This window comes from Pseudomonas sp. 1L-E-NC-VB-C3 (assembly GCF_057291535.1).
Genome location: NZ_JBXAWD010000006.1, coordinates 1 through 14,162, shown reverse-complemented (window position 1 = coordinate 14,162; position 14,162 = coordinate 1). Strand labels below are relative to the sequence as shown.

The following is a 14,162-nucleotide window of genomic DNA, read 5'->3' as shown; positions in this document are numbered from 1 at the left end:
TGCGTGGGAATGCAGCCCGTGACGCTCCGCGTCACTGGACGCGGAGCGTCCCTAGAGGCGTTCCCACGCAGAGCGTGGGAACGATCATCCCCGGTGGTGTTTACCACGGAGGATTTTTGTTACCGGTCAGGTTGTCTTCGCGAGCAGGCTCGCTCCCACCTTTGAAATGCATTCCCCTGTGGGAGCGAGCCTGCTCGCGAAAGCCGCGACTCGGTTTCAGCTTAGAGCTTGGCCGCTGGACGCCCCGGCTTCTTGGTCTGCAACAAGTGCGAGAACACCGCATGCAGATCATCCGACGCGCCTTCCTCGTCGAGGTTGAGCTTGCTGTCGATGTGATCCATGTGATGCATCATCAGGTTCACCGCCAGTTCACCGTCGCGCTTTTCAATGGCGTCGATCAACTGCGTGTGTTCATCGTACGAGCAGTGCGAGCGGTTGCCGCTTTCATACTGGGCGATGATCAGCGAGGTCTGCGAAACCAGGCTGCGCTGGAAGCTGATCAACGGTGCGTTCATCGCCGCTTCCGCCAGTTTCAGGTGGAATTCGCCTGACAGACGAATACCGGCACCGCGATCGCCGCGCGAGAAACTGTCCCGCTCATCGTTGACCATCTGCCGCAATTCGGCGATCTGCTCGGCCGTGGCGTGCTGCACGGCCAATTCAGTGATCGCACGCTCGACCAGACGGCGGGCGAGGAACACTTGACGCGCTTCTTCAACACTCGGGCTGGCGACCACGGCGCCACGATTCGGCCGCAACAGCACCACGCCTTCATGGGCCAGACGCGACAGCGCGCGGCGAATGATGGTGCGGCTGACCCCGAAGATTTCCCCCAGCGCCTCTTCGCTCAACTTGGTACCGGGCGCCAGACGCTGTTCGAGGATGGCCTCGAAGATATGCGCGTAGACAATATCGTCCTGGGTTCCGCTGCGACCGGCTTTGCCTGCTCGCGGTTGTTTCTTGAGGGGTTGCAACTGTTCGTTCATGGGCACTCGAGTCGGGAAAACTGCGGCGAATAGACCGTGACTGTAATACGGCACAGTAGGTCGCTGGCAAGTATCGCGTAAAAAACAGCGCGATTGTACACAATGAATGGTGGCAACACGACTGTACGGCTATTTGCGCCTGCGGCTGTATTGCAACGGTTTGTCAGGTTTGAGTTTAGGCTTGATCGCAGAATCCGCTGCATGACCGCAATCCCCCGTGGGAGCGAGCCTGCTCGCGAAAGCCATTTCACATTCACTATGAATGTTGACTGACATAGCGCTTTCGCGAGCAGGCTCGCTCCCACAGAGGTTCTGTGTTGTGGCGGACATCTCCATTGGTATAAGGAACACCGCCGTCATGACCGACGCTACCCACGCCCGCCTGCGCCCTCTTGCCGACACTTCGCCTTCCGCCATCGTCGCCGGTTTCATCGCGATGATGACCGGTTACACCAGTTCGCTGGTGCTGATGTTCCAGGCCGGGCAAGCGGCCGGCCTGAGCAGCGGGCAGATTTCCTCGTGGATCTGGGCGATTTCGATCGGCATGGCGGTGTGTTCGATTGGCCTGTCGCTGCGCTATCGCACACCGATCACCATCGCCTGGTCGACACCCGGCGCGGCGTTGCTGATCACCAGCCTGGGCGGAGTCAGTTACGGCGAGGCGATCGGCGCCTACATCACGTGCGCGGTACTGGTGACGATCTGCGGCCTGACCGGCAGCTTCGAACGGCTGGTGAAAAAGATCCCGGCCTCTTTGGCGGCAGCTCTGCTGGCAGGGATTCTGTTCAAGATCGGCAGCGAAATCTTCGTCGCCGCGCAACACCGTACCGGTCTGGTGTTGGGGATGTTCTTCACTTATCTGCTGGTCAAGCGCCTGTCGCCGCGCTATGCGGTGCTCGCGGCGCTGCTGATCGGCACCGCGCTGTCGGGCTTCATGGGGCTGCTGGATTTCAACGGTTTTCATCTGGAAGTGGCCACCCCGGTGTGGACCACGCCGCACTTCTCCCTGGCCGCAACCATCAGCATCGGCATTCCGCTGTTCGTGGTGGCGATGACCTCGCAGAACATGCCCGGCATCGCTGTGCTGCGCGCCGATGGCTATAACGTCCCGGCCTCGCCACTGATCACCACCACCGGCATTGCCTCCCTGTTGCTGGCGCCGTTCGGCTCACACGGTATTAACCTCGCGGCGATCAGCGCGGCGATCTGCACCGGTCCGCATGCCCATGAAGATCGCAACAAGCGTTACACCGCAGCGGTGTGGTGCGGGGTGTTCTACGGGATTGCCGGGGTGTTCGGTGCCACATTGGCGGCGTTGTTTGCCGCGTTGCCGAAAGAACTGGTGCTGTCGATTGCTGCGCTGGCGCTGTTCGGCTCGATCATCAATGGCTTGAGCATTGCCATGAGCGAGGTGAAAGAACGGGAAGCGGCGTTGATCACCTTCATGGTCACGGCGTCCGGGCTGACGCTGTATTCCATTGGTTCGGCGTTTTGGGGGATTGTGGCGGGGGTTTTGACGCTGGTGATTTTGAATTGGCGCAGAGCTTAAGATCAAAAGCCCCTCACCCTAACCCTCTCCCAAAGGGAGAGGGGACTGACCAAGGTGCTCGGAAGATATACGCCGACGAGGGATATCAAGTCGAACTCACATCCCGAAAAGCCCACAGATCGGCTCCCTCTCCCTCGGGAGAGGGCTGGGGTGAGGGGCGAGTCCACCATCAAATCCAAGCCGTATCACCTAAACACCAGACGAAAAAAAACGGCGACCCTCAGGTCGCCGTTTTTTTCAGTATCACTTAGCCGCGTTGATCGGCTTTTCCGGATACCACACATCCAGCAGCGGGCTGACTTCGTACTTGGTCAGCTCGGAGCGGTTTTTCAGCCAGGCTTCAACGGCAGCGCGCTGCTCTTCGTTGACCGAGCCACGCTTCTGCAGGCACACCAGACCGAAGTCGTCGCCGCCAACATAACCCAGACCGTTGGCTTCCATGGCTTCTTTGATGAATGCTTCGAGGAAAGCGTCAATGGCTTCTTCGGACAAGTCTTCTTTGAAGTCCAGGTTCAGTTCGAAACCCAGCTCTTGAAATTCATCTACGCACAGTTTTTTGCGCAGACGCTGGGAACGGTTAGTCGCCATTGGAACAATCCTCTTAAGTAATAACGGCCGGCACTTTACCAGTTTAAGCCAGCGATTGCCCGACTCTCTGGTCGCTGCGGCCGACCGCCTGTAAAAAAATAACCACTTGGCCGGCCCCGACACGGCACAAGCTGTTACAGCTTGGGGCATAATGCCGACACTTTCATGACCACTGAGGGCCTTTTCATCCATGTCCTCGTCTTTTTTCCCCTCTTTTGCAGGGTTTTATTGCATATGATCAAATCGTTGCGTCCACTGTTTCTCGCCGGCCTTCTTCTGCCTCTGGCCCTGCCTGTCTCCGCTGCCACCATCAACACTTCCCTCACCCCGAACGTCGAAAAAGCCCTTAAGGCCAGCAAGTTGCAGCCCACTGCGCTGTCGCTGGTGATGGTGCCGCTCGACGGTCCGGGCACGCCGACGGTGTTCAACGCCGACGTCTCGGTCAATCCGGCCTCGACGATGAAACTGGTCACCACTTATGCGGCGCTGGAAATGCTCGGCCCCAACCATCAGTGGAAGACCGAGTTCTACACCGATGGCACCCTGAGCGGCGGCATTCTCAACGGCAACCTTTACCTCAAGGGCGGCGGTGACCCGAAGCTGAACATGGAAAAACTCTGGCTGCTGATGCGTGACCTGCGCGCCAATGGCGTGACCCAGATTACCGGCGACCTGATCCTCGACCGCAACTTCTTCGTGCAGCCGCAATTGCCGGAATTCAACGATGACGGCAACGACGACAACAAGCCGTTCCTGGTCAAGCCCGACTCGCTGCTGGTCAACCTCAAGGCCCTGCGCTTCGTCGCACGTAATGACGGTGGCCGCGTGTTGATTTCCGTGGAGCCGCCGATCGCGAACATCCGCATCGAAAACACCGTCAAAGCCCTGCCGTCCAAGCAATGCACCGGCGGCGTGCGCTACAACCCGGTGCCGCAGGCCGATGGCAGCGTGACCGTGACCGTTGGCGGCCAGTTGGGCGAAGGCTGCAGCTCGCAGACTTACCTGTCGCTGCTCGACCACGCGACCTACACCGCCGGCGCCGTGCGGGCGATCTGGAAGGAACTGGGTGGCAGCATTCAGGGCAAGGATCGTCTGGCGCCGACGCCGAGCAGCGCCAAACTGCTTGCCCGCGCGTACTCGCCGGATCTGGCCGAGATCATCCGCGACATCAACAAATACAGTAACAACACCATGGCCCAGCAGCTGTTCCTCAGCCTTGGCCAGCGTTTCCGCAACGATGCCGACGGTGACGACGCCCGGGCTGCGCAGCGCGTGGTGCGTCAGTGGCTGGCGAAGAAAGGCATCACCGCGCCGCATCTGGTGATGGAGAATGGTTCTGGTCTGTCGCGGGCCGAGCGGGTCAGTGCGCGGGAAATGGCCAACATGCTGCAGGCCGCCTGGCACAGCCCGTACGCCGCCGAATACATCAGCTCGCTGCCGATTGCCGGCACCGACGGCACCATGCGCAAACGTCTGAAAACCACGGCGATGCGCGGCGAAGCCCACGTCAAGACCGGCACCCTGAACACCGTGCGCGCGATCGCCGGTTTCAGCCGTGATGTGAATGGCAATACCTGGGCGGTGGTAGCGATCCTCAACGACAAGGCCCCGTTCGGCGCCTCGTCGGTGCTCGATCAGGTGCTGCTGGATCTGTACAAACAGCCGAAACTGCCGCAGACCGCTTCGGTGCTGTAAGCGCGGCAGATTCATTTGTGGGAGCGAGCCTGCTCGCGAAGGCGTCGGTTCAGTCAGCATGTTCAGTGACTGTCGCACCGCTTTCGCGAGCAGGCTCGCTCCCACAGAAAATCAGCGCCAGGTCCCCTCTGCCCCACAGGGTCAGGTGTCAGGTTCGAATCAGCTCATCTCCCGCTCAACCCGATCCCGGCCATTCTGCTTCGCTGCATAAACCCCTGAGTCAGCGCGCAGCAACAGCGCATCCGCGCCCTCCCCCGGGCGCCAGCTGGCGATGCCGAAACTCGCGGTGACCAAGCCGACCACATCCACCGGCGCGCTACGCAAACCTTCCCACAACTCCATCGCCAGCATGTAGGCGTGTTCACCGTCGATGTCCGGGCACAGCACCATGAATTCTTCGCCGCCCAAACGGCAGAATACGTCGGTGCGGCGCAAGCGATGGCCGATCCGTTCGCAAACTGCTTGCAGCACGCGGTCGCCGACAGCGTGGCCGAACTGATCGTTGATGCGTTTGAAGTGGTCGATGTCGAGCATGATCACCGACAACTCACCGCCGCCACGCTCGACCCGGGCCATTTCGGTGGTCAGGCGTTCCTGGAAATAGCGGCGGTTGTGTATGCCGGTCAGCGAATCGGTGATCGACAACGCGCGCAATTCTTCTTCCACGCGCTTGAGATCGGAGATATCCGAGATGTAGCCGTGCCACAGCACCCCGCCGCCCGGCAGCTCTTCCGGTGTCGCCTCGCCGCGCACCCAGCGCAGGCCGCGTTCAGGCAGTTGCACGCGGTATTCCTCGCGCCACGGGCTGAGATTTTCCGCCGATTCGCGGATGGATGAGCGCACGCGAATCGCGTCCTGCGGGTGAATGCGACTGAAAATCGCCTCGGAGTCGAGCAGCAGCACATCCGGCTCCAACTCGTAGATTTCGCGGATGCCATCGCTGGCGTAGATCACGCTGAAGCGTCCGTCGAATTCCATTTTGAATTGGTAAATGCCGCCCGGAACATGGGCGCTGAGCTTCTTCAGCAACGTGTCGCGTGCTGCCAGCACTTCGTGCACGCGTTTGCGCTCGGTGATGTCGATGCAGATCGCCAGATGACCGACCCACAGGCCTTGCTCGTCAAGCACCGGCGTGGCGAGCATGTTCACCGGCAGATGACTGCCATCGCTGCGCACCATGGTCCATTCGCGTGCTTCATGACCGCCGACTTCGCCGCCCTCGACCAGCATCGCGTGGCAAGTCGGGATGCTTTTGCCGTAGCGCGCACTCAACTCGGCCGAACGCGCCGCCAGTTCCCTGGGTAAATGCAGGTTCTCCAGGGTCATGCGCCCGACCACTTCGGCGCTGCTGTAGCCGAGCATTTGCTCGGCACCGGGGTTGAAAGTGTTGATCACGCCGCGCAGGTCGGTGGCAATGATCGCGACCTGAGTGGCGGCATTCAGCACGCCGCGCAACTGACCGTGGGTGCCGCGCAGTTCCTGCTCGCGCTCGTGCAATTCCTGGGTGCGCACCTCGACCAGCCGCACCGCGCGCTGGCGCTGGCTGACCAGCACGTAAAGCAAGGCGCTGAGCAATGCGCTGAGCAAGCCGCCAAGAATGATCACGCTGCCCACCGACGAATGGTTGGCCTGCATGAACGCCTCGCTCGGAAGGATATCGACCTGATAGTCGTGGTCGGCCATGCGCAGCAAGCGCGTCGCTGCCAGATCGCCGGGCACCGCCTCGTTGCTCGATTCGAACAGCGCCTCGTGCTGATCCTGGGTCGACAGGTCGAGAATGCGCACCGACAGGTAATCGTGCAGGGCATCGGGCAAACCGTCGGCGAGCAACTGGCGCATGCTGATCACCGCCATCACATAGCCGAACGGCTGCGATTCTCCGGCGCGACTGACCGGCGCCAGTAGCAACACCCCACGCGCGTAGGACGGCTCAATCCCGACAAGATGCATCGGTTGCGACACCGCCATGCTGCCGAGCTGGTCGGCGCGTTGCAGGGTTTCGCGGCGCAAGGGTTGGGCGAGCAAGTCATAACCCAGTGGTGGCGCCAATCGGCTTTGGGTCTGGGTGTACAGCACCGGCACATATGCGTCGCGCGCTGCCGCCAGTTGCAGCTCGCCATTGGCGTCGAGCTCGCGAATGGTGAAGTTGCTCAGGCCTTCGTCACGCACCTGCTGTTCGAACGCGGCGCGTTCGGCACCACTGACTCTCGGGGCATAGGTATAGGCTTGGGTGCGCAGCAATAAAGGGCGGGAGTAGCCGTCGAATTCGGCGCGGGACACCGATTCGGAGTTGGCGAAGAACCGCCGCAGACCATCGAGACGTTGCTCCTGGTCCTGAAAACGTTCGGCGATACGGCTGTAGCGTTCGTTGGCCAGCAGTTGAAAGCGCTGACGCGATTGTTGCTGAAACTGGTTGAAGGTGCCCCACGCGAGCAGCCCGGTGAGAATCCCGCCGGCAAGCAACACCAGCAAAGCGACCAGCCAGGCTGAGACGTCTTCACTGATGAAACCGAGGATTTTCGGGCGCACGGGGTGCAACGGCATAAGCACGACTCACTCCGCCAGATTCACGGGAAAACCCCATTGGCGGTGTGTGAGTTATAGCTATTAGCCACTAATTTAGCCAGCACCGCTGGATCCACCGAGCCGTTAAAAATCAAGGCTCTGTGGATCCAACCAGTGAAAGCGTCAACGAGCCGTGATTTTCCAGGCGCGGTGGATCTTGGTATTGCGGGCGAAATCCGGATCAATGGTCTGCGCACTGATTTCCTCGACCGCATAACGCTCGGCGAGGTTTTCCTCCAACTGGAACTTGCGGAAGTTGTTGGAGAAATACAGCACGCCACCCGGTGCCAGCCGCGCCATCGCCAAGTCGATCAACTGCACCTGATCGCGCTGTACGTCGAAGATGCCTTCCATGCGCTTGGAGTTGGAGAACGTCGGCGGGTCGATGAAGATCAGGTCGTATTCGTCACGGCTGCTTTCCAGCCACGACATCACATCACCCTGCTCCAGACGGTTCTTGTCCGAGAAGCCGTTCAGCGACAGGTTGCGTCGCGCCCAGTCCAGATAGGTTTTCGACAGGTCGACGCTGGTGGTGCTGCGCGCGCCGCCCTTGGCCGCGTGCACGCTGGCGGTCGCGGTGTAGCAAAACAGATTGAGGAAGCGTTTGCCGGCCGCCTCTTTCTGGATACGCATGCGCATCGGCCGGTGATCGAGGAACAGGCCGGTGTCGAGGTAATCGGTGAGGTTGACCAGCAGCTTCACGCCACCTTCATTGACCTCGACGAACTTGCCCTGCGCAGCCTGACGCTCGTACTGCTTGGTGCCGCTCTGCCGCTCGCGGCGCTTGACCACCACGCGGTTCTTGTCGACGTTCAACGCCTGCGGTATGGCCGCCAGCGCATCGAACATGCGCGCCGAGGCTTTTTCCGGGTCGATGGATTTCGGCGCGGCGTATTCCTGAACGTGCACCCAGTCGTGGTACAGGTCGATGGCCATTGCGTATTCAGGCATGTCGGCATCATAGACGCGGTAGCAATCGATGCCTTCGCGCTTGACCCACTTGCCCATCGCCTTGAGATTTTTCTGCAAGCGGTTGGCAAACATCTGCCCGCCTTCGCTCAGGCGCGGTTGTTCGATCACTGGCGCCGGGGCTGGCGTCGGCTTGATCGGGTTGCCGTTCTTGTTGAACTTGCGCTCTTGCGGCTCGTCGGGGGTCTGGTCGTAAGCCGCTTGCTCGCGCTCGGCCTGACGCTGTTCCGGAGTGCGGCGTTCGCCAGTGACGAACTGATCGGGCAGGACCTTGATCAGCAGCAGCTTGCACGGCAGCGCGCCGTTCCAGAACGAATACTGTTTATGGCTGCGAATGCCCATGCGCTTGCCCAGATCCGGGGCGCCGGTGAACACCGCCGCTTCCCAGTTCAGGCAGGCCTGACGCAGACGCTCGCCGAGGTTCTGGTAGAGATACAGCAGGCTGGCTTCGTCACCGAGACGCTCGCCGTACGGCGGGTTGCAGATGACCAGACCTTTCTGGTTCTGATCCGGGCGCGGCTCGAAGGTCGCCACTTCGCCCTGGTAGATCTTGATCCACTCGCTGAGGCCGGCGCGCTCAACGTTATTGCGGCCTGGCTGAATCAGTCGTGGATCGGCTTCGTAACCGCGAATCCACAGCGGCGGTTTGGCCAGACCGGCGGCAGCACGCTCGACGGCTTCTTCGTGGAGTTTTTTCCACAGTGCCGGCACATGACCGAGCCACGCGGTAAAGCCCCACTGCTCGCGACGCAGGTTCGGCGCCATGTCGGCGGCAATCATCCCCGCTTCGACGAGAAACGTACCGACACCGCACATCGGGTCAGCCAGTGCGCCACCTTCGGCGGCAATTCGCGGCCAGCCGGAACGGATGAGGATTGCCGCCGCGAGGTTTTCCTTCAGCGGCGCCGCGCCCTGCTGCAAGCGATAGCCGCGCTGGTGCAGGCTGTGGCCGGAGAGGTCGAGGGAGAGAATCGCTTCGCCGCGATCCAGACGCAGGTGAATGCGCAGGTCCGGGTTGAGCTTGTCGATGGATGGACGATCACCCTGTGGCGTGCGCAGTTTGTCGACGATGGCATCTTTGACTTTCAGCGCGCCGAAGTGGGTGTTGTCGATGCCCGAGCCGTGGCCGCTGAATTCGACGGCCAGGGTGCCGTCGCTGAGCATGTGATCCTGCCAGTCGATGTCGAGCACGCCGTGGTAGAGGTCTTCGGCGTCCTTCATCGGGAAACGCTTGAGCACCAGCAACACACGGTTGGCCAGACGCGACCAGAGGCACAGGCGATAAGCGGTTTCCATGGTCGCCATGCCACGCACGGCGGAGGTGTGCTCGCGCGCTTCTTCAAGGCCAAGCCCGACGGCTTCCTCGATGAGCAGGCCTTCAAGGCCTTTGGGGCAAGTGAGGAAGAGTTCGAAACGATCGGACATGGTAATTCCAGAGCCTTTGGCTAGTGGGCCGGCAACGCATTGCCGACCCGGTTTTCAATCAGGCGCTTTTCTGAAAGAGCGCCCGCGTGGCACGAAGGTGTGCCGTTCCATCCCCGCTGCTCGGGTTAAAAGAGCTTAGATGCCGGGACAGATAAAAAAGTTGGTGAAACAAAAAGACTGAAAGCGACCCTTCGTCGAATATTACCCAAGCGCAAACGTGGGTCATTCTCACTAAAGGATTAACCCCCTGAGTCAGCGGGGCGCCGATCATACCGGGGTTTGCGCAATGAACGTTGAATAAATACGCGGTTACTTATCGCCATAGCATCCTTTACGTTACGTGCTTATGACAAAACGATCATTCCCTCGGTGTGACTCATTGGTTAGAACTGAGCACAGGTTGACGTCGCAACGGCGTCAACACCTTGGCTCGCCACGCCGGCAGCGAGCCGCACGATGGCAGGTTTTTTCTGCCAGACCTCAATTGAGGTCAACGCGACACTACAGTCAACAAGTGAGGGAAACACCCTATGAGAAGACTTAAGCGTGATCCGTTGGAAAGAGCATTTTTGCGCGGATATCAATATGGCGTTGGTGGCAAATCCCGTGAGCTTTGCCCATTTACTCTACCGTCGGTACGTCAAGCCTGGATCAACGGCTGGCGAGAAGGACGCGGCGACAACTGGGACGGTATGACCGGCACTGCGGGAATCCACAGACTCAACGAACTTCACGCCGTCGGCTGACACAGGGCATTTATTCCGACACGACAATCTGAATCTGCACTGAATTAACCACGCACGTCCCTCCCGGACGGCGGGCTACGGCCCAGGGGCTCCTTCGAGGAGCCCTTTTTTATGCCTGCAAAAAGGGTTAACCGGGATCCACGTGGCGAGGGGATTTATCCCCGCTCGGCTGCGCAGCAGTCGCGAAGTCCGAACTTCAATCTACCTGGCATATCACTGTGGAAGGTTTGGGGCTGCTGAGCAGCCCAGCGGGGATAAATCCCCTCGCCACAAAGGCTCCCCAAGGCCTCGGCAATCCTCAGCGCAACGCGGCGATGGCGTCTACCGATTCACGAATCAGCGCCGGGCCTTTGTAGATGAAGCCCGAATAGATCTGCACCAGGCTTGCACCGGCCGTGATCTTCTCCGCCGCGTGCTTGCCCTCGGTAATCCCGCCCGCAGCAATGATCGGCAAACGCCCGGCCAATTCGCCCGCCAGCACTTTCACGGTATGGGTGCTCTTTTCACGCACCGGCGCACCCGACAGACCGCCCGCCTCGTCGCCATGCTCCATGCCTTCGACGCCGACACGGCTCAAAGTCGTATTGGTGGCGATCACCGCATCCATGCCGGTTTCGATCAACGCCTGGGCGACCTGCGCAGTTTCTTCGTCGGTCATGTCCGGCGCGATCTTGATCGCCAGCGGCACATGCTTGCCGTGACGCAGGGCCAGTTCGGCGCGGCGCGTGGCCAGGTCCGCGAGCAATTGTTTGAGCGAGTCGCCGAACTGCAGGCTGCGCAGGCCCGGGGTATTCGGCGAGCTGACGTTGACCGTGATGTAACTGGCGTGGGCGTAGACCTTGTCCAGGCAGATCAGGTAATCATCCACCGCGCGCTCGACCGGGGTATCGAAGTTCTTGCCGATGTTGATGCCCAGCACGCCTTGGTATTTCGCCGCAGCGACCCGCGCCAGCAGGTTATCCACGCCAAGGTTGTTGAAACCCATGCGGTTGATGATCGCCTCGGCTTCCGGCAGGCGGAAGATTCGTGGTTTCGGGTTACCCGGCTGCGGACGCGGGGTCACGGTGCCGATTTCGACAAAACCGAAACCCAGTTGCGCAAAGCCATCGATGGCCGCGCCGTTCTTGTCCAGACCTGCCGCCAGCCCTACCGGGTTCGGGAATTCGAGCCCCATGACGGTCACCGGCATTTTCGCCGGTGCCTTGCACAGCAAGCCGTTGAGGCCCAAACGTCCACCCGCGCCGATCAGATCCAGCGACAGATCGTGGGAGGTTTCCGGGGAAAGTTTGAACAACAGCTGACGGGCCAGGGTGTACATGGGCGGCAATGACTCGGGCGGCGAAAAGAGGCGGCGATTATAGCCGGGCATCGTCCCCCGGCGCGAGGCGCCTGCGCGAATCAGGCGACTGGCATATGCCTTGCACCACCCCGCTCATCAGTCTGCCGACCAATGACGGCGCGCAGGCCAGGACAATGGCGTCGTCCCCGGGTTTTGCCTGCGCAGAATCCGGGACGACGTTTTTTTTGAGGTAGGGTATGAACGAAACGTCCTTGGGGCCTCTGGCCTGGGTCAATGGCAGCGATGCGCCGGAAAAGAGCGCGATCAATCTCGGATTCATGGCGCTGAGCGACTGCGCCTCGGTGGTGGTCGCCGCCACCCAGGGCTTCGCCCAACCCTACGGCCTGACGCTGAACCTCAAACGTCAGGCCTCATGGGCCAACCTGCGCGACAAACTGGTCAGCGGCGAACTGGATGCCGCGCACAGTCTGTACGGGCTGATTTATGCGGTGCACCTGGGCATCGGCGGCGTCGCCCCGACCGACATGGCAGTGCTGATGGGCCTGAACCAGAATGGCCAGAGCCTGAACCTGTCCCATGGTTTGCAACAGGCTGGCGTGAACAGTCCTGAAGCGCTCGATCGGCACGTGCACCAAAGCCGCGCAAAACTGACCTTCGCCCAGACCTTCCCCACCGGCACCCATGCGATGTGGCTTTATTACTGGCTGGCGAGCCAGGGCATTCATCCGTTGCAGGACGTCGACAGCGTGGTAGTGCCGCCGCCGCAAATGGTCGCGCACCTGCAAGCCGGGCGCATCGACGGCTTTTGCGTCGGCGAACCGTGGGCGGCCAGCGCCGTGCAGCAGAATCTCGGTTTCACCCTGGCGACCAGCCAGAGCATCTGGCCCGATCACCCGGAAAAAGTCCTCGGCTGCACCCGCGAATTTGTCGAGCAATACCCCAACACCGCGCGGGCGCTGGTCATGGCCATTCTTGAGGCCAGCCGATTCATCGAAGAAGGCCCGGAAAACCGCCGCAGTACCGCGCAATTACTCAGCGCCACCGAATACCTCGACACCCCCGCCGCGTGCATCGAGCCGCGTTTTATGGGCGACTACGCCGATGGCCTCGGTAATCGCTGGCAGGATCCGCATGCGCTGCGTTTTCATGGCGATGGCGAGGTCAATCTGCCCTACCTGTCCGACGGCATGTGGTTCATGACCCAGTTTCGTCGCTGGGGTCTGTTGCGCGAGGATCCGGATTATCTGGCCGTCGCCCGTCAGGTTCAGCGTCTGGATCTGTATCGCGAGGCCGCCAGCGCGGTCGGCGTTGCGACTTCGTACGCAGACCTGCGCAGCAGCCAGTTGCTCGACGGCAAGGTCTGGGACGGCAGCGACCCGGCGGGCTATGCGCGCAGTTTCAAGCTGCATGCCCTGAGCGACACCGCCCCCCTTCTCGCCCAGCGCTGACAGGAGACCGCGAACATGTTGCGCATTCTGCTGATCAACGACACCGCGAAAAAAGTCGGACGCCTGAAAGCGGCGCTGACCGAGGCCGGCTTCGAGGTAATCGACGAGTCCGGCCTGACCATCGACCTGCCGGCGCGCGTCGAAACGGTGCGCCCGGACGTGATCCTGATCGATACCGAGTCACCGAGCCGCGATGTGATGGAGCAAGTGGTACTGGTCAGCCGCGACCAGCCCCGGCCGATCGTGATGTTTACCGACGAACATGACCCGGGGGTGATGCGTCAGGCGATCAAGTCCGGGGTCAGTGCCTACATCGTCGAAGGCATTCACGCACAACGGTTGCAGCCGATTCTCGACGTGGCGATGGCGCGCTTCGAGAGTGACCAGGCCTTGCGCGCGCAATTGCAGGCGCGCGATCAGCAACTGGCCGAGCGCAAGCGCATTGAACTGGCCAAGGGTTTGCTGATGAAGATGAAGGACTGCAACGAGGAAGAGGCCTATACGCTGATGCGCCGCCAGGCGATGAGCCGCCAGCAGAAGCTGATTCAGGTGGCGGAGCAGATCATTGCCATGAGTGAGTTGCTGGGCTGAAATTTTCGCTGCAAATCAAGGGCCCCTCACCCTAGCCCTCTCCCGGAGGGAGAGGGGACCGACCGCGTTGTCTTGCGCTGTCCGCCGACCTGAACGACCGAGTCGATTATGGATTCACTCGAAATCGTTCAGATCGGCAAATGATTCGGCCATCCCCCGCTCGGTTCCCTCTCCCGGAGGGAGAGGGGACCGACCGCGTTGTCTGGCGCTGTCCGCCGACCTGAACGACCGAGTCGATTATGGATTCACTCGAAATCGTTCAGATCGGCAAATGATTCGGCCATCCCCCGCTCGGTTCCC

Annotated in this window: 10 protein-coding genes; 5 read left to right on the top strand and 5 right to left on the bottom strand. The window is 61.0% G+C overall.

Annotation, left to right across the window (positions count from 1 at the left end):
- Positions 1-221: 221 nt before the first annotated feature.
- Positions 222-986, bottom strand: a complete 765-nt coding sequence (locus AC0Z5Z_RS11635; RefSeq protein WP_007918375.1) for a GntR family transcriptional regulator — start codon at positions 984-986, stop codon at positions 222-224.
- A 358-nt stretch (positions 987-1,344) separates the two neighbouring features.
- On the opposite strand from AC0Z5Z_RS11635, the gene AC0Z5Z_RS11630 reads away from it, so the two are divergent.
- Entirely contained in the window at positions 1,345-2,535 is a 1,191-nt protein-coding gene (locus AC0Z5Z_RS11630; RefSeq protein ID WP_252869082.1) for a benzoate/H(+) symporter BenE family transporter, read from the top strand.
- Positions 2,536-2,778: 243 nt separating this feature from the next.
- Here AC0Z5Z_RS11630 and AC0Z5Z_RS11625 read toward each other — a convergent pair whose 3' ends face one another.
- On the bottom strand, positions 2,779-3,123 hold the full coding sequence (locus AC0Z5Z_RS11625) for a YggL family protein (RefSeq protein ID WP_016773843.1): 345 nt from the start codon (positions 3,121-3,123) through the stop codon (positions 2,779-2,781).
- Positions 3,124-3,357: 234 nt separating this feature from the next.
- Between AC0Z5Z_RS11625 and dacB the strand changes: the two genes are divergently transcribed.
- Positions 3,358-4,818 carry a D-alanyl-D-alanine carboxypeptidase/D-alanyl-D-alanine endopeptidase gene (dacB, locus tag AC0Z5Z_RS11620; RefSeq protein ID WP_041479117.1) on the top strand — a complete coding sequence of 487 codons (1,461 nt, stop codon included), beginning with the start codon at positions 3,358-3,360 and terminating at the stop codon, positions 4,816-4,818.
- A gap of 159 nt (positions 4,819-4,977) precedes the next feature.
- On the opposite strand, the gene AC0Z5Z_RS11615 is transcribed toward dacB, so the two are convergent.
- Complete coding sequence (locus AC0Z5Z_RS11615; RefSeq protein WP_485611109.1) at positions 4,978-7,362, bottom strand: sensor domain-containing diguanylate cyclase; 2,385 nt, start codon at positions 7,360-7,362, stop codon at positions 4,978-4,980.
- A 144-nt stretch (positions 7,363-7,506) separates the two neighbouring features.
- The gene (gene rlmKL / locus AC0Z5Z_RS11610) at positions 7,507-9,777 is read right to left on the bottom strand and encodes a bifunctional 23S rRNA (guanine(2069)-N(7))-methyltransferase RlmK/23S rRNA (guanine(2445)-N(2))-methyltransferase RlmL (protein ID WP_150741382.1); all 2,271 of its coding nucleotides are present in this window, start codon (positions 9,775-9,777) and stop codon (positions 7,507-7,509) included.
- A gap of 530 nt (positions 9,778-10,307) precedes the next feature.
- Here rlmKL and rmf point away from each other — a divergent pair.
- Entirely contained in the window at positions 10,308-10,523 is a 216-nt protein-coding gene (gene rmf / locus AC0Z5Z_RS11605; protein WP_003223300.1) for a ribosome modulation factor, read from the top strand.
- 298 nt (positions 10,524-10,821) lie between these two features.
- On the opposite strand, the gene AC0Z5Z_RS11600 is transcribed toward rmf, so the two are convergent.
- The gene (locus AC0Z5Z_RS11600; protein ID WP_476249082.1) at positions 10,822-11,841 is read right to left on the bottom strand and encodes a quinone-dependent dihydroorotate dehydrogenase; all 1,020 of its coding nucleotides are present in this window, start codon (positions 11,839-11,841) and stop codon (positions 10,822-10,824) included.
- 218 nt (positions 11,842-12,059) lie between these two features.
- Here AC0Z5Z_RS11600 and AC0Z5Z_RS11595 point away from each other — a divergent pair, with 218 nt between their 5' ends.
- Positions 12,060-13,271 (top strand): ABC transporter substrate-binding protein, encoded by a 1,212-nt coding sequence (locus AC0Z5Z_RS11595; protein ID WP_476249081.1) that lies wholly within the window; start codon positions 12,060-12,062, stop codon positions 13,269-13,271.
- A gap of 15 nt (positions 13,272-13,286) precedes the next feature.
- A complete protein-coding gene (locus tag AC0Z5Z_RS11590; RefSeq protein ID WP_007916390.1) occupies positions 13,287-13,862 on the top strand; it encodes an ANTAR domain-containing response regulator in 576 nt (191 codons plus the stop codon).
- The last annotated feature ends 300 nt before the right edge of the window (positions 13,863-14,162 follow it).

Coding starts and splice junctions, on each gene's coding strand:
- AC0Z5Z_RS11630 (WP_252869082.1), top strand. CDS start 1,345: ATGACCGACGCTACCCACGCCCGCCTGCGCCCTCTTGCCGACACTTCG.
- AC0Z5Z_RS11600 (WP_476249082.1), bottom strand. CDS start 11,841: ATGTACACCCTGGCCCGTCAGCTGTTGTTCAAACTTTCCCCGGAAACC.
- rlmKL (WP_150741382.1), bottom strand. CDS start 9,777: ATGTCCGATCGTTTCGAACTCTTCCTCACTTGCCCCAAAGGCCTTGAA.
- AC0Z5Z_RS11625 (WP_016773843.1), bottom strand. CDS start 3,123: ATGGCGACTAACCGTTCCCAGCGTCTGCGCAAAAAACTGTGCGTAGAT.
- AC0Z5Z_RS11615 (WP_485611109.1), bottom strand. CDS start 7,362: ATGCCGTTGCACCCCGTGCGCCCGAAAATCCTCGGTTTCATCAGTGAA.
- AC0Z5Z_RS11595 (WP_476249081.1), top strand. CDS start 12,060: ATGAACGAAACGTCCTTGGGGCCTCTGGCCTGGGTCAATGGCAGCGAT.
- AC0Z5Z_RS11590 (WP_007916390.1), top strand. CDS start 13,287: ATGTTGCGCATTCTGCTGATCAACGACACCGCGAAAAAAGTCGGACGC.
- dacB (WP_041479117.1), top strand. CDS start 3,358: ATGATCAAATCGTTGCGTCCACTGTTTCTCGCCGGCCTTCTTCTGCCT.
- rmf (WP_003223300.1), top strand. CDS start 10,308: ATGAGAAGACTTAAGCGTGATCCGTTGGAAAGAGCATTTTTGCGCGGA.
- AC0Z5Z_RS11635 (WP_007918375.1), bottom strand. CDS start 986: ATGAACGAACAGTTGCAACCCCTCAAGAAACAACCGCGAGCAGGCAAA.